The sequence below is a fragment of the Streptomyces sp. B21-083 genome (assembly GCF_036898825.1).
GTDB lineage: Bacteria > Actinomycetota > Actinomycetes > Streptomycetales > Streptomycetaceae > Streptomyces.
Window position 1 is genome coordinate 4009818 of record NZ_JARUND010000002.1, and the last position, 15772, is coordinate 4025589.

A 15772-nucleotide genomic window follows, 5' to 3' on the forward strand; every position below is an offset into this window, starting at 1 on the left:
GTAAGTCATGGGGTCTGATACGGGGGTCCTGGGGCCGGAGGCCTTCGTCACGAAGGCCTCCGAACTCCCGTCAGACCTCTTCGACGCTGCTCGGCTCACGCCGGGACAGGTCGATGCCGAGTTCCTCCGCCGCGCGGAAGACGTCCTCGTCGGTGTCACGCATTTCGATGGACATACCGTCACTGGACAGCACCTCCACGTTGAGGCAGAGAGACTGCATCTCCTTGATGAGCACCTTGAAGGACTCGGGGATGCCGGGCTCGGGGATGTTCTCGCCCTTGACGATGGCCTCGTAGACCTTCACGCGGCCGGTCACGTCGTCGGACTTGATGGTCAGCAGCTCCTGGAGGGCGTATGCGGCGCCGTATGCCTCCAGCGCCCACACCTCCATCTCGCCGAATCGCTGGCCACCGAACTGGGCCTTACCACCCAGCGGCTGCTGGGTGATCATCGAGTACGGACCGGTCGAACGGGCGTGGAGCTTGTCGTCGACCAGGTGGTGGAGCTTGAGGATGTACATGTAGCCGACGGAGACGGGCTCCGGGAACGGCTCTCCGGAACGGCCGTCGAACAGCGGCGCCTTACCGGTCGGGAGCACCATGCGCGATCCGTCGCGGTTCGGGATCGTGTGGTTCAGCAGACCGGCCAGCTCGTCCTCACGCGCACCGTCGAAGACGGGGGTGGCGACGTTGGTGCCGGGGGCGACGACGTCGGCCCCGATCTCCTGGAGGCGCTGCGCCCAGTCGTCCGCGAGGCCGGAGACGTCCCAGCCGCGACTGGCGAGCCAGCCGAGGTGGATCTCCAGCACCTGTCCCGGGTTCATTCGGGACGGCACACCCAGCGGGTTGAGGATGATGTCGACCGGAGTTCCGTCCTCGAGGAACGGCATGTCCTCGATCGGAAGGATCTTCGAAATAACACCCTTGTTGCCGTGGCGGCCGGCGAGCTTGTCACCGTCCGTGATCTTGCGCTTCTGCGCCACGTAGACCCGAACCAGCTGGTTCACGCCCGGCGGCAGCTCGTCGCCCTCCTCACGGTCGAAGACGCGGACGCCGATGACCTTGCCGATCTCGCCGTGCGGCACCTTCAGCGAGGTGTCGCGCACTTCGCGCGCCTTCTCACCGAAGATCGCGCGGAGCAGGCGCTCCTCGGGGGTCAGCTCGGTCTCGCCCTTGGGCGTGACCTTGCCGACGAGGATGTCGCCGGCGACGACCTCGGCACCGATGCGGATGATGCCGCGCTCGTCGAGGTCGGCGAGGACCTCCTCGGAGACGTTCGGGATGTCCCGGGTGATCTCCTCGGGGCCGAGCTTGGTGTCACGGGCGTCGACCTCGTGCTCCTCGATGTGGATCGAGGAGAGGACGTCGTCCTGTACGAGGCGCTGCGACAGGATGATCGCGTCCTCGTAGTTGTGACCCTCCCACGGCATGAAGGCGACGAGCAGGTTCTTGCCCAGCGCCATCTCGCCTTCCTGGGTGGCCGGCCCGTCGGCGAGAACCTGGTGCTCGACGACCCGGTCGCCCTCGTTGACGACAACCTTCTGGTTGACCGAGGTGCCCTGGTTGGAGCGCGAGAACTTCGCGATGCGGTACGTGGTGTACGTACCGTCGTCGTTGGCGACGGTGACGTAGTCCGCGGAGACCTCCTGGACCACACCCGCCTTCTCGGCCTTGATGACGTCGCCGGCGTCGACGGCGCAGCGGTACTCCATGCCCGTACCGACGAGGGGAGCCTCGGCGGTGATCAGCGGCACGGCCTGGCGCATCATGTTCGCGCCCATGAGGGCACGGTTGGCGTCGTCGTGCTCCAGGAAGGGGATCATCGCGGTCGCGACGGACACCATCTGGCGCGGGGAGACGTCCATGTAGTCGACGTCGTCGCCGGGGATGTAGTCGATCTCGCCGCCACGGCGGCGGACGAGAACGCGGGACTCCTCGAAGCGCATGTCCTCGGAGAGGATCGCGTTCGCCTGGGCGATCACGAACCGGTCCTCTTCGTCGGCCGTGAGGTAGTCGACGTCGTCGGTGACGACACCCTCGACGACCTTGCGGTACGGCGTCTCGACGAAGCCGAAGGCGTTGACCCGGCCGTAGGAGGCGAGCGAGCCGATCAGACCGATGTTCGGGCCTTCAGGGGTCTCGATCGGGCACATGCGGCCGTAGTGCGAGGGGTGCACGTCACGGACCTCGAAGCCGGCCCGCTCACGGGAGAGACCACCCGGGCCGAGCGCCGACAGACGACGCTTGTGGGTGAGACCCGACAGCGGGTTGTTCTGGTCCATGAACTGCGACAGCTGGCTGGTGCCGAAGAACTCCTTGATGGAGGCGACGACCGGCCTGATGTTGATCAGGGTCTGCGGCGTGATCGCCTCGACGTCCTGAGTCGTCATGCGCTCGCGGACGACTCGCTCCATACGCGCCAGACCCGTACGGACCTGGTTCTGGATGAGCTCGCCGACGTTGCGCAGACGACGGTTGCCGAAGTGGTCGATGTCGTCGGTCTCGACGACCATCGACGTCCCGTTGTTGCCAACGGTCTCGGTCTCACCGGCGTGCAGCTTCACCAGGTACTTGATCGTCGAGATGATGTCCTCGACGGTCAGCACACCGGCGTTCAGCGGGGCCTCGCCACCCAGCTTCTTGTTGACCTTGTAACGGCCGACCTTGGCGAGGTCATAGCGCTTCGGGTTGAAGTAGAGGTTCTCCAGAAGCGTCTGCGCGGCCTCACGGGTCGGCGGCTCGCCAGGGCGGAGCTTGCGGTAGATGTCGAGCAGCGCGTCGTCCTGGCCCTGGGTGTGGTCCTTCTCCAGGGTGGCGCGCATCGACTCGTACTCGCCGAACTCCTCGAGGATCTGCTCGGTCGTCCAGCCGAGAGCCTTGAGGAGGACGGTGACGGACTGCTTGCGCTTGCGGTCGATGCGGACACCGACCATGTCGCGCTTGTCGATCTCCATCTCCAGCCAGGCACCCCGGGAGGGGATCACCTTGGAGGCGAAGATGTCCTTGTCGGACGTCTTGTCGATGGAGGAGTCGAAGTAGACACCCGGCGAACGGACCAGCTGCGACACGACGACACGCTCGGTGCCGTTGATGACGAAGGTGCCCTTGTTGGTCATGAGCGGGAAGTCGCCCATGAAGACCGTCTGGGACTTGATCTCGCCGGTCTCGTTGTTGGTGAACTCGGCCGTGACGAAGAGGGGCGCGGAGTACGTGAAGTCGCGGTCCTTGCACTCGTCGATCGAGTTCTTCGGAGGCTCGAAACGGTGGTCGCGGAACGTCAGGGACATCGACCCGGAGAAGTCCTCGATCGGGGAGATCTCCTCGAAGATCTCCTCCAGACCGGACTTGGTGGGGACGTCCTGTCCGCTGTCCAGAGCCGCCTCGACACGAGCCTTCCATGCGGCGTTACCGAGCAGCCAGTCGAAGCTCTCGGTTTGCAGCGCAAGAAGGTTCGGAACCTCGAGGGGCTCCTTGATCTTTGCAAAAGAGATGCGCAGCGGGGCAGTGCTGGCGCCATGGTTCGTATTCGCGGAGGCAGTGCGCGAGGCGGCCAAGAGGGGGTCCTTCCGAGGGCTCGGACTCACTACGCGCGTACCGGCCCCCCACAGGGGCACAGAGACGGGCATTCCACGACCAGCCGGAAAGGGCCAGGTCGGAGAAGGTCCGATCGTCGGTGCTCAAGCGAGGGCATGCCCCTGGTGACGGGCAGGAGGCAGCTAACAGGCAGCGCAAAGGGTCAGTGTAGCCACTAGGCTCACTGATGTCCAGTGCGGGTTTTTGAAGACCCTCGTTGCTCTCAACCCCTGCTGCAAGCCACGCCCTCGATGCACATCGATACTGCCCTCTTCGCCACCGATCCATGCCTCGGATTCGGATCGTTGTGACGACGCGTCCTGAGAATTGCGCGCTCCGTGCGGTTCGTCAAGGCCTCCGAGCCCGAACCCGGTGCTGCCATCGTCACGTGCGGCACAGCATCAGGGGCGTCCGGAGGCACGACGAAGATCACCTTACTCGCCGTCACCGAGCCTGCAAGGCAGCCACGACCCGACCCCTCGAACGCCGAAGAGCGACCACCCAGATGGATGATCGCTCTTCACTGCGTCAGCGTTACAGGGCTACGAGAAGCCCTGTGTCACCGCGAGTCGAGTTACTTGACCTCGACCGAGGCGCCGGCGGCCTTGAGGGACTCGGCAGCCTTCTCGGCGGCCTCCTTGGCGACCTTCTCGAGAACGGGCTTCGGGGCGCCGTCCACGAGGTCCTTGGCCTCCTTGAGACCCAGCGAGGTCAGCTCACGCACGACCTTGATGACCTGGATCTTCTTCTCGCCGGCGCCGGTGAGGACGACGTCGAACTCGTCCTGCTCCTCGACGGCCTCAGCGGCGGCGGCGGGGCCGGCCGGGGCAGCGGCGACCGCGGCGGCGGCGGTGACGTCGAACTTCTCCTCGAAGGCCTTAACGAACTCGGAGAGCTCGATGAGGGTGAGGGTCTCGAACTGCGCGAGCAGCTCTTCCTGGGACAGCTTCGTCGCCATGATGGGCGATCCTTCCAGTCGTTCGGCAGGTGCCGATGTAAGTGTCGGCGGGCGTACGTTCGGCCCGCGTCGACCGCCGCGTCAGGCGACGGTCAGAGTGCGAGCCGAATTACTCGGCACCGCCCTGCTCGGCCAGCTTGACCCGAAGCGCCTCCGCGGTGCGGACGAACTTCGACGGAAGCGCCTGGAGGAGCGAGGCAGTCTGCGACTGCTTGCCCTTCATGGCGCCCGCCAGCTTGGCGAGCAGAACCTCGCGGGACTCGAGGTCCGCAAGCTTCTTGATCTCGTCGGCGGACAGCGCCTTACCGTCAAGGACACCGCCCTTGATGACGAGGTTCGGGTTGTCCTTGGCGAAGTCACGAAGACCCTTCGCCGACGTCACCGGGTCACCGGTGATGAAGGCAACCGCCGTCGGACCGTTGAACAGGTCGTCGAGCGTCGAGATCCCGGCCTCGTTGGCCGCGATCTTGGTCAGCGTGTTCTTCACCACGGCGTACTGGGCGTCTTCACCGAGCGAACGACGCAGCGTCTTGAGCTGCGCCACGGTGAGACCCCGGTACTCGGTCAGCACAGCGGCGTTCGAGCTACGGAACTGGTCCGCGAGCTCGGCTACCGCGGCAGCCTTGTCGGGCCTTGCCATAAGCGTGGCCTCCTTCCGGGTGATGAGGACCGCTCAGAAGGAGACTGGGAAAACGAAACGCCCCGGCGCAGGCGCACGGGGCGTGAGCTCGACCAACCGAATTCCGTGAGCGGATTCCGTCCGGGAGCACTTCCACAGTCACCTACGCGGGTCGTCCGCAATTCAGCGGATCCTTCGGTCACCGAGCCTTCTTACGAAGACAAGGCAACGACCAGCGGTCTTTGGCTTCTCGAGGAGAGTACGTGAGGGCGTCCCTCCCAAGCAAATCCGCGCCCCTCAGGGGCGCGGGGCTGGTTCTACCGGCGGAGCGATGGCTAACCCTGCTGGGCGCCCTTCATCATCTCCGCCAGGTCGGCGACCTCCTTGGCGGGCGGGGCGGCGATCGTCACCGGCTTGTTGAAGTCGTCGAAGGTGATCGTCATGTCGAGGGGGCCCTTGTCGGCCGCGCCGCGCATCCGGAACTGCTTGGTGACGTCACCCTCGCCGATCCACATGTCCATCGTGAACTTGTCGATGCCCAGCTTCTCGTACTGCTCAAGGCTCTTCTCGCGCTGCTCGCGGGTCACCTTGCTCTGGGACTTGAGCGAGGCGCGGAACTGGTCGAGGGTGACCGTGCCCTGGTAGTGGGTGGTCTTCACCCCGTCCACGGTCTCCTCGCCGACCTCTTTCACGTCCTTGGAGCCGGTGAGGAAGGTGGACTCCTGGGCCGGGTTCTTGTCGGCCTGCCCTGCGGCCCCGAGAGACTCACCTGCGGCGCCCATCGCGGCCATGTCGAACTTGATCCAGCGCTTGCCGTCCATCTCCTTGGCGGCGGCAGCGCCCCCGCCTATGAACATCGCCTTGTCGACGAGACGGATCTCGGCGGTGCCGTCGGCGCCCTTGTCGAGGGCGGAGATCTTCATGCTCATCGCCACGTCGGGCTTGAGGCGCATCTTGGCCTCGGCCTTGACGCGGCCCTCCTCGGGCACCTTGCCGGTCATCCGGTAGCTGAGGGAGGTGATGTCCTCCACGTTCTTCGCCGCCTTGGCGACAGCCGCCGCCGGCGTCATCTTCGGCGACTCCTCCGAGGAGCCCTTGGAACAGGCGACAGCGCCGGCACCGAGAAGCAGCACAGCGAGGCCTACACGTCCTGCACGCACAGAAGAAGCACCCATGATTCCCCCCAAGGAACATTGCGAACACACGGTCGATTCACAGAAACGAACGTGAGCCTAACCCGGTGGGGCCGACGAGGCCTCCGAATTCCCCAACAGCTCCTTGAAGTCCACGGTGTCCCCGCCCCCCGGTGCCACGACCCCGGCCTTCACTCCGTACGCGCTGTAGAACGCCGTCGACGACATCCGCCCGCTCGCCAGTTCGCCCCGTTCGACCTTCTTGACCAGCAGGTTCCGGTCGTTGACCCAGATGTCGACCGTCTCGGTGGTGACGCCGGCCTGGACGAGCTGGTCCTTGAGGGCCGAGTCGGCGAGGGCGGCCACCTCGACCGTGCCCGAGTAGCGCGTCGTACGTTCTCCGCGCACCGTCTCCGTCCCGGCCCTGCGGACGTCACCGGAGGCCAGCAGCAGCTTGACCGGCTGGACGGGGGCGGTGTTGTGCAGCTGGTCCTTCAGATACGTCCCCGAGCCGCCCGGCAGGTCCGCCAGGTCGTCGTAGGCGTACCTGATCCAGTGCTTGCCGTGCATCTGGGCGGCGAACTTGTCACCGACCTTGGCGTAGTAGGCGTCGGGCAGCAGCCGGGCCTCCATGGAGGAGCTGTTGAGCGCCCGCATGGACTCGGCCAGTTCTCCGCCGGTGTAGGTGATGCTGAGCTTGCCGATCGGCCGCCCGGCCCAGCCGAGGACGCCGGCCGTCCGCATGGAGAGCAGGTCGCCCATGACGGAGGAGGAGCTGACCCGGGCGGAACCGGCCCGGTCGGTGGCCTTCTCGACGGCGTGCAGCGCGGCGGCCGTACGCGCGTCGAGGTGTCCCGTGCTCCGGGTCGGCTCGGCGCCCTCGCCGTCGGATCCCCCGGAGAAACTGCACGCCGACATCGCCATGCCGGCCGCGACCAGCGCGGCGGTCACCGCGACCGGCCGGGCTCCTCGCCGCAGGCCCCGTATACCCCGTACGTCGCTGTCCCTCATCCGGTCCCCCACCCCCTCGTACACCCCGTGATCTTCACGCTAACCCCTCGGTACGACAACGGGCCCCGCACCTCGAAAGGTTGCGGGGCCCGTCGTACGAACGCGAACGCGCGACTACCGGGGTGAGCGTTGGCTCAGACGGCGGCCGGGTCCTCCTCGACGAGGAGGTTGCGGGTGCGGTTGGGGTCGAGCGGGACGCCGGGGCCGATCGTGGTGCTGAGGGCGGCCTTCTTGATGTAACGACCCTTGGCGGCGGACGGCTTCAGACGGAGGATCTCCTCCAGCGCGGCGCCGTAGTTCTCCACCAGCTTGGTGTCGTCGAACGACGTCTTGCCGATGATGAAGTGCAGGTTCGAGTGCTTGTCGACGCGGAACTCGATCTTGCCGCCCTTGATCTCGGTGACAGCCTTGACCACGTCCGGGGTCACGGTGCCCGTCTTCGGGTTCGGCATCAGACCACGCGGGCCGAGGACGCGGCCGAGGCGGCCGACCTTGCCCATGAGGTCCGGGGTGGCGACGACGGCGTCGAAGTCCAGACGGCCCTTCGCCACCTCGTCGATCAGTTCGTCGGAGCCGACGATGTCGGCGCCAGCGGCGGTCGCGGCCTCGGCACGGTCACCGGTCGCGAAGACCAGGACCCGGGCGGTCTTACCGGTGCCGTGCGGGAGGTTCACGGTGCCACGGACCATCTGGTCGGCCTTGCGCGGGTCGACACCCAGGCGGAAGGCGACCTCGACGGTGCCGTCGAACTTGCTCGTGGAGGTCTCCTTGGCGAGACGGACGGCCTCGAGCGGGGCGTAGAGCTTGTCCCGGTCGATCTTGGCGTCCGCAGCGCGGAGAGACTTGCTGCGCTTGCTCACTACTGCTCCTGTGTGTTCTGAGGAGTCGTGGTACGGACCGAGCAGGTCCTGCCACGTACTACAAGGCTTACGAGGGTGGGGCTCAGCCCTCGACCGTGATGCCCATCGAACGGGCGGTGCCGGCGATGATCTTCGACGCGGCGTCCAGGTCGTTGGCGTTCAGGTCGGGGAGCTTGGTCGTGGCGATCTCGCGGACCTGCGCCTGGGTGATCTTGGCGACCTTGGTCTTGTGCGGCTCGCCGGAGCCCTTCTCGACACCCGCGGCCTTGAGGATCATCTTCGCGGCCGGCGGCGTCTTGGTGATGAAGGTGAAGGAGCGGTCTTCGTAGACCGTGATCTCCACCGGGATCACCCAGCCACGCTGCGACTCGGTCGCGGCGTTGTAGGCCTTGCAGAACTCCATGATGTTGACGCCGTGCTGACCGAGCGCGGGCCCGACCGGCGGAGCGGGGTTGGCCGCACCGGCGTTGATCTGGAGCTTGATGAGCCCCGTGACCTTCTTCTTCTTGGGAGGCATTCCGGGTCCTCTATCTTCGTTTTTCTTCGGTCTTCGCTGTGCCCGACAGAAGCCGGGCAACCGCACCACGATAAACGACACCGTGGCGAGGCGTGAAACCGAGCAGGTCAGGCCAGCTACGAGAGCCGACCTGACCTGGACGGAAACTAAGGGGCGTGCTAGTTCTTCTGGATCTGGTCGAACGACAGCTCGACCGGGGTCTCGCGGCCGAAGATCTCGACGAGGCCCTTGACCTTCTTCGAGTCGGCGTTGATCTCGTTGATGGTCGCCTGCAGCGTCGCGAACGGGCCGTCCGTGACGGTGACCGAGTCGCCGACCTCGAAGTCCAGCACCTGGACCTCGAGCTTGCGGGCCGGAGCCGGCCTGCCCTCGGCCTCGGCGAGCTCACGGGCGGCCTTCTCCTCGGCCTCCGGAGCGAGCATCTTGACGATCTCGTCCAGGGTCAGCGGGTACGGGTCGTAGGCGTTGCCCACGAAGCCGGTGACACCGGGGGTGTTGCGGACGACGCCCCAGGACTCGTTCGTCAGGTCCATGCGGACGAGAACGTATCCGGGGAGCTTGTTCTGGCGGACCGTCTTGCGCTCGCCGTTCTTGATCTGCGCGACCTCTTCCTGCGGCACCTCGGCCGCGAAGATGAAGTCCTCGACGTTCAGAGAGACGGCACGCTGTTCGAGGTTGGTCTTCACACGGTTCTCGTAACCGGCGTACGTGTGGATGACGTACCACTCGCCGGGGAGCGTGCGCAGTTCCTCGCGGAGGGCCTCGACGGGGTCGACGGGCTCGGCGGCCTCTTCTTCGGCTTCCTCAGCCTCGGCTTCGGCGTCGTCCTCGGACTCGTCGGTCTCGTCCTCGACGAGCTCTTCGTCCTCGTCGGCGTCGGCCTCGGCCACATCGCCGTCCTCATCCTCATCGGCCTCGATGTGGATGGCGTCTTCCTCGGCGGGCTCTCCCACGGCGGCGTCCGCAGCGTCGACCTCGTCCTCGACCTCGTCAACGCCCTCGACGATGTCGAGCTCGTCATCCACGGACTCGTCCGGCACGATGGCGTCGTTCAGGTTCGGGTCAGACACGGTGGCTGCTTCTTCCTGGATACATGTGGGTGGAACATGCGAAAGGGGCGCCGCACCCGGCGCCCTTCGCTCTTGGCTCAGCCGAAGACGTACTTGGCGGCTTTGTTGAGGCCAAAGTCAATCACAGTCACCAGGCCGATCATGACGATCACAAAGACGATCACCACGGTCGTGTACGTCGTCAGCTGGTTACGCGTCGGCCAGACGACCTTGCGGAGCTCCGCGACGATCTGGCGGTAGAAGACCGCGAGACGCTTCAGCGGGCCCTTCTTGGCGCGCTTACCGCCCTTGCGAGTCTTCTTGTCCGACTCGGGCGCCTCATCCTGGGCATCAGGCATATCGATGGAGCCCACGGCGTCCGCCATTCGTCCTCACCTGTTCCCGGGTCGTGGCCGTGCCGCGCCCGGTCCGAGCCGCACGGCGGTGCATTGCAGTACGTACATGCGCACACAGCCTGGTGACAGGCGTGTGTAGCAGGGCCGGAGGGACTTGAACCCCCAACCGCTGGTTTTGGAGACCAGTGCTCTACCAATTGAGCTACGACCCTTTGTGGTTACTCCAACGTACCGTACCCGTCCGGATGCTCGGTGTGCACCGGATAAGCGCGGGCCGCTGAAGGCCAACGAGGTGAGAGTGTACGTGCTCCGGAGCCGGTCGTCGAACAGAAAGCGCCCGCAGGACCGTTGTCGGCGGAAGATCGCCCAGCCCAGGCGCCGGATCCGGACGCATGTTCAGCCGTCCGCCCGACCCCGCGCACTTCAAGCGTCCCACCGGTGGTCCGGTCTGACCAATAGGTGAAACCCGTGTGCCGGGGAGGTTTCCGGTCTGAAACGATGGGCACCATGAGCGCTGCAACCCCTTCCACCGCGCGCCGGGTCTCCGCCCGAGTCGGCGCGATCTCCGAGTCCGCCACCCTCGCCGTGGACGCCAAGGCCAAGGCCCTGAAGGCCGCCGGGCGCCCGGTGATCGGCTTCGGCGCCGGTGAGCCGGACTTCCCCACCCCGGACTACATCGTCCAGGCCGCCATCGAGGCCTGCTCCAACCCGAAGTACCACCGCTACACGCCGGCCGGCGGTCTGCCCGAGCTGAAGGCCGCGATCGTCGCCAAGACGCTCCGCGACTCGGACTACGAGGTGGAAGCCTCCCAGGTCCTGGTGACCAACGGCGGCAAGCAGGCCATCTACGAGGCGTTCGCCGCGATCCTCGACCCGGGTGACGAGGTCATCGTCCCGGCCCCGTACTGGACCACGTACCCGGAGTCCATCCGTCTCGCCGGCGGTGTCCCGGTCGAGGTCGTCGCGGACGAGACGACCGGCTACCGGGTCAGCGTGGAACAGCTGGAGGCGGCCCGCACGGAGCGGACGAAGGTCGTTCTGTTCGTCTCCCCGTCCAACCCGACCGGCGCGGTGTACAGCCCCGAGGACACCGAGGCGATCGGCCGCTGGGCCGTGGAGCACGGCCTGTGGGTGCTGACGGACGAGATCTACGAGCACCTCGTCTACGGCGACGCGAAGTTCACCTCGCTGCCCGCGATCCTCCCCGAGCTGCGCGACAAGTGCATCGTGGTCAACGGTGTCGCCAAGACGTACGCCATGACGGGCTGGCGGGTCGGCTGGATCATCGGCCCGAAGGACGTCGTCAAGGCCGCGACCAACCTCCAGTCGCACGCCACGTCCAACGTGTCGAACGTGGCGCAGATCGCCGCTCTCGCCGCCGTCTCCGGAAACCTGGACGCCGTCGCGGAGATGCGCGTGGCCTTCGACCGCCGCCGCCACACGATCGTGCGCATGCTCAACGAGATCGACGGCGTGGTCTGCCCGGAGCCCGAGGGCGCCTTCTACGTCTACCCGTCGGTGAAGGCCCTGCTGGGCAAGGAGATCCGCGGCAAGCGCCCGCAGGACTCGGTCGAGCTGGCCGCCCTGATCCTGGACGAGGTCGAGGTGGCCGTCGTCCCGGGTGAGGCGTTCGGCACACCGGGCTACCTGCGCCTGTCGTACGCCCTGGGCGACGAGGACCTCGTCGAGGGCATCAGCCGCGTGCAGAAGCTGCTGGCCGAGGCGAAGGACTGACCCTGTGACACCGAGAGGCCGCTTCCCGAAGGGAAGCGGCCTCTTGCGTGTCGGAGTACGAGCGTCAGTGCGAGCAAGACCACGTTCAGGGAAAGCGCTACCGATACGAGCCGGACGTACGGCAGGATCCGAGAATGGAGCACGTACGTGATGTCTCTGAACTGCCGAAAGCCCATCTGCATCTGCACTTCACCGGGTCGATGCGGTCAGCGACCCTGCTGGAACTGGCCGACAAGCACGGTGTGCGGCTGCCCGAGGCGCTGACCGACGCCCTCACCAGTGGCGAGCCGCCGAAACTCAGGGCGACCGACGAGCGGGGCTGGTTCCGTTTCCAGCGCCTGTACGACGCGGCCCGGTCCTGTCTGCGGGAGCCCGAGGACATCCAGCGGCTGGTCCGCGAGGCCGCCGAGGAGGATGCGAAGGACGGCTCCGGCTGGCTGGAGATCCAGGTCGACCCGACGTCGTACGCCCCCCGTCTGGGCGGTCTCATCCCGGCGCTGGAGATCATCCTGGACGCGGTGGAGACGGCGGGCCGGGAGACCGGGATCGGGATGCGGGTCCTGGTGGCCGCGAACCGTATGAAGCACCCACTGGACGCACGCACGCTGGCCCGCCTGGCCGTGCGGTACGCGGACCGGGGTGTCGTGGGCTTCGGGCTCTCGAACGACGAGCGGCGGGGCATGGCCCGGGACTTCGACCGGGCCTTCGCCATCGCGCGCGAGGGCGGTCTGCTGTCGGCCCCGCACGGCGGTGAGCTGACGGGCCCGTCGTCGGTCCGCGACTGTCTGGACGACCTGCACGCGTCCCGGATCGGCCACGGTGTGCGGGCGGCCGAGGACCCACGCCTGCTGAAGCGCCTCGCGGACCGCCAGATCACGTGCGAGGTGTGCCCGGCCTCGAACGTCGCCCTGGGGGTGTACGAGAAGCCCGAGGACGTGCCGTTGCGCAAGCTCTTCGAGGCCGGTGTGCCCCTGGCCCTGGGCGCCGACGACCCGCTCCTCTTCGGTTCCCGGCTGGCGGCCCAGTACGAGATCGCCCGCGAGTACCACGCCTTCACGGACGCGGAACTGGCCGAACTGGCCCGGCAGTCGGTACGGGGTTCGGCGGCGCCGGAGGACGTGCGGGCGAAGCTGCTGGCGGGGATCGACGACTGGCTGGTCTCGTAGCCGTAGCCCTGAAGGGTCGCTTCTCAGAGGTCCCTTCTCAGAGGCTGACGCCGACCGTCACCGGTTCGTTGACGAGGGTGACCCCGAAGGCGTCCTGGACACCGGCGACGACCTCGCGGGCGAGGGCGAGCAGGTCCTCCGTGGTGGCCCGGCCTCGGTTGGTGAGGGCCAGGGTGTGCTTGGTGGAGATGCGGGCGGGGCCGGTGCCGTACCCCTTGGTGAAGCCGGCCCTGTCGATCAGCCAGGCCGCCGAGGTCTTGGTGCGGCCCTCTCCGGCCGGGTAGGCGGGCGGTACGGCGTCGGCGCCGAGCCGCTCCGCCACGCGCGCGTGGAAGGCGGCGAACTCGGCGTCGTCAAGGATCGGGTTGGTGAAGAAGGACCCGGCGGACCAGGTGTCGTGGTCCTCGGGGTCAAGGACCATGCCCTTGCCCGCGCGCAGCTTCAGCACGGTCTCGCGGGCCGCGTCCAGCGGCACCCGGTCGCCCGGCTCGACACCGAGGGCGCGAGCCGTCTCGGCGTACTTCAGGGGCGCCGACAGCCCGTCCGCGTCCTCCAGGGCGAATCGGACGCGCAGGACGACATGGCGCTCGGCGTCGGCCTTGAAGCGGCTGTGGCGGTAAGAGAAGTCGCACTCGGCGCCGGAGAGGGTGACCGTCTCGCGGGTGATCCGGTCGTAGGCGACGACCTCGGTGATCGTCGAGGACACCTCCTGTCCGTACGCCCCCACGTTCTGGATGGGCGTCGCGCCCGCGGAGCCGGGGATCCCGGCGAGGCACTCGATCCCGGCGAGGCCGGCCTCGACCGTGCGTGCGACGGCGTCGGTCCACACCTCGCCGGCGGCCAGCTCCACGCCCGTGCCGTCGAGGTCGACTCCGGTCGTGGCGATCCGCAGAGCCGTCCCCGCGAACCCCTTGTCGCCGATGACCAGGTTCGAGCCGCCGCCGATGACCAGCAGCGGGGTCCCGGAGTCGTCGGCCTCGCGGACGGCGGCGATCACCTCGGCGTCGGTGGTCGCCGTGATCAGCCGGTCCGCGGGACCGCCGAGCCGGAAGGTGGTCAGCGGGGCGAGGGGAGCGTCGTGGATTTCCTGCACGCGCCAAGACTACGAGACCCCACTGACAGCCCAGGACGAACACGGGGCGCCGACACAGGACGACAGGACGCACGCGCGCGTACGGCCCCGCCCGTGGACGTCGGGGCCGTACGCGCGCGTGCCGCTGTCCTACGTCGTTCAGTGGACGGCACTCTCCAGGACCGGGACCCGCTCGGCGGAGTCCGTCACCGGCGCGGGGCGGCGGGCGGCCGGGATCAGCAGGGCCGCGACGCCCGCGAGGGCGACAACCGCCGAACCGACCACCAGGGCGGGCCGGAGGCCGTCGACGAAGGTCTGGCCGCTCTCGTAGCCGCCCTGGGCCGCGAAGATCGATCCCATGACGGCGATTCCGAGGGCGCCGCCGACCTCGCGCAGTGCGTTGTTGGCGCCGGAGGCGATGCCCTGCTCGCTCGGGCGGACCCCGGACATCACCAGGTTGGCGGCCGGGGCGAAGAACAGGGCCATGCCGATGCCACTGATGATCAGGCCGGGCAGCTGGATGGCGTAGGAGGCGTCCGCGGTGACCACGGAGGCCATGTAGCCGAGGCCGGCGGCCTGGAGGAAGAGACCGGTGGCGACGACCGGCCGGCCGCCTATCCGGTCGGAGAGGATGCCTGCGATCGGGGCGACGAGCATCGGCATACCGGTCCAGGGCAGCATCCGCAGGCCCGCCTCGGTGGGCGAGTAGCCGAGCACGCCCTGCATGTACTGGCTGAGCAGGAAGATCGACCCGAACATCCCGAGGAACATCAGCAGGGAGGCCGCGTTGATCCCGGCGAAGGCGCGGGAGCGGAAGAGCCGCATGGGCAGCATCGGGTTCTTCGCCCGGGTGCCGTGGACGACGAAGGCGACGAGGAGCGCGCTGCCCGCGAGCAGTCCGGTCAGGACGTAGGAGCTGGTCCAGCCGTCGGCCGGGCCGCGCACGAGCCCGTAGACGATGCCGAACAGGCCACCGCTGGCCAGCAGGGTGCCGGTGATGTCGAGCGGGGCGCCGGTACCGTGCGACTCGGCGAGGCGCAGCCGGGCGAGCGGCAGCAGGGCGAGGCCCAGCGGAACGTTCAGCCAGAAGATCCAGTGCCAGGAGATGTGCTCGGTAAGGCTGCCTCCGATGAGCGGACCGGAGGCCACCGCGAGTCCGTTCACGGCGCCCCAGATACCGAACGCCATCCCGCGTTTCGCGGCCGGGACGGCTGCGGTGAGCAGGGTCAGCGTCAGCGGCATCATGATCGCCGCGCCGACGCCCTGGACCGCGCGGGCCGCGATCAGCGAGTCGATGCCGGGTGCCATGGCCGCGGCGGCGGAGGCGCCGGTGAAGACGGTGAGCCCGGCGAGGAAGAGCCGGCGTCGGCCGAAACGGTCGCCGAGAGCCGCGCCGAACATCAGCAGGACCGCGAAGGTGAGCGTGTAGGCACTCACGGTCCATTCCAGGTCGTCCAGCGCTCCCCCGAGGTCCTTGCGGATGGAGGGCAGCGCGGTGGTGACGACGAGGTTGTCGAGGGCCGCCATGAATCCGGCGACGCTGGTGATGACGAGGGCCCAGACGGCTCCGCCGCGTGGTGTGCCGGTCTTGCCCTGCTCGCTCTGTTCGCTCTCTTCGCGCTGCTTGCCCTGCCGCTGTGACATCGCTCCCCCTGGGGATGATCGCTACTGGTGATTTCGATGTGGATTTAGTTATTGATCACTAACTTTGATGCCCAGACGAAA

Annotated in this window: 13 protein-coding genes and 1 tRNA gene; 2 read left to right on the forward strand and 12 right to left on the reverse strand. The window is 67.5% G+C overall.

Annotation, left to right across the window (positions count from 1 at the left end; all coding sequences use genetic code 11):
- Positions 1-70 precede the first annotated feature (70 nt).
- From rpoB to QA861_RS42010, 10 genes are all read right to left on the reverse strand, one after another.
- Complete coding sequence (gene rpoB, locus QA861_RS41965) at positions 71-3553, reverse strand: DNA-directed RNA polymerase subunit beta (RefSeq protein ID WP_334594166.1); 3483 nt, start codon at positions 3551-3553, stop codon at positions 71-73.
- 593 nt (positions 3554-4146) lie between these two features.
- Positions 4147-4530: a 50S ribosomal protein L7/L12 gene (rplL, locus tag QA861_RS41970; protein WP_053745801.1), complete on the reverse strand. Its 384-nt coding sequence runs from the start codon at positions 4528-4530 to the stop codon at positions 4147-4149.
- A gap of 109 nt (positions 4531-4639) precedes the next feature.
- Positions 4640-5170 (reverse strand): 50S ribosomal protein L10, encoded by a 531-nt coding sequence (gene rplJ / locus QA861_RS41975; RefSeq protein ID WP_006383476.1) that lies wholly within the window; start codon positions 5168-5170, stop codon positions 4640-4642.
- Between the two features lie 314 nt (positions 5171-5484).
- Positions 5485-6324 (reverse strand): SCO4651 family lipoprotein, encoded by an 840-nt coding sequence (locus QA861_RS41980; RefSeq protein ID WP_443041646.1) that lies wholly within the window; start codon positions 6322-6324, stop codon positions 5485-5487.
- 57 nt (positions 6325-6381) lie between these two features.
- On the reverse strand, positions 6382-7293 hold the full coding sequence (locus QA861_RS41985; RefSeq protein ID WP_334594168.1) for an SCO4651 family lipoprotein: 912 nt from the start codon (positions 7291-7293) through the stop codon (positions 6382-6384).
- 134 nt (positions 7294-7427) lie between these two features.
- Positions 7428-8153 carry a 50S ribosomal protein L1 gene (gene rplA / locus QA861_RS41990; RefSeq protein ID WP_334594169.1) on the reverse strand — a complete coding sequence of 242 codons (726 nt, stop codon included), beginning with the start codon at positions 8151-8153 and terminating at the stop codon, positions 7428-7430.
- 82 nt (positions 8154-8235) lie between these two features.
- Entirely contained in the window at positions 8236-8670 is a 435-nt protein-coding gene (gene rplK, locus QA861_RS41995) for a 50S ribosomal protein L11 (RefSeq protein WP_006383482.1), read from the reverse strand.
- Positions 8671-8828: 158 nt separating this feature from the next.
- Complete coding sequence (gene nusG / locus QA861_RS42000) at positions 8829-9740, reverse strand: transcription termination/antitermination protein NusG (protein WP_334594170.1); 912 nt, start codon at positions 9738-9740, stop codon at positions 8829-8831.
- Between the two features lie 77 nt (positions 9741-9817).
- Positions 9818-10105, reverse strand: coding sequence for a preprotein translocase subunit SecE (secE, locus tag QA861_RS42005; protein ID WP_006383475.1), 288 nt, complete (start codon positions 10103-10105; stop codon positions 9818-9820).
- Between the two features lie 109 nt (positions 10106-10214).
- Positions 10215-10287 (reverse strand) — tRNA-Trp (locus QA861_RS42010).
- Between the two features lie 295 nt (positions 10288-10582).
- Here QA861_RS42010 and QA861_RS42015 point away from each other — a divergent pair.
- Both QA861_RS42015 and QA861_RS42020 read left to right on the forward strand, forming a co-directional pair.
- A complete protein-coding gene (locus QA861_RS42015; protein ID WP_334594172.1) occupies positions 10583-11809 on the forward strand; it encodes a pyridoxal phosphate-dependent aminotransferase in 1227 nt (408 codons plus the stop codon).
- A 134-nt stretch (positions 11810-11943) separates the two neighbouring features.
- Positions 11944-12975 carry an adenosine deaminase gene (locus QA861_RS42020; protein ID WP_334594173.1) on the forward strand — a complete coding sequence of 344 codons (1032 nt, stop codon included), beginning with the start codon at positions 11944-11946 and terminating at the stop codon, positions 12973-12975.
- A gap of 37 nt (positions 12976-13012) precedes the next feature.
- Here QA861_RS42020 and QA861_RS42025 read toward each other — a convergent pair whose 3' ends face one another.
- Both QA861_RS42025 and QA861_RS42030 read right to left on the reverse strand, forming a co-directional pair.
- Positions 13013-14068: a UDP-N-acetylmuramate dehydrogenase gene (locus QA861_RS42025; RefSeq protein ID WP_334594174.1), complete on the reverse strand. Its 1056-nt coding sequence runs from the start codon at positions 14066-14068 to the stop codon at positions 13013-13015.
- 138 nt (positions 14069-14206) lie between these two features.
- Positions 14207-15691 carry an MFS transporter gene (locus QA861_RS42030; RefSeq protein WP_334594175.1) on the reverse strand — a complete coding sequence of 495 codons (1485 nt, stop codon included), beginning with the start codon at positions 15689-15691 and terminating at the stop codon, positions 14207-14209.
- Positions 15692-15772 lie beyond the last annotated feature (81 nt).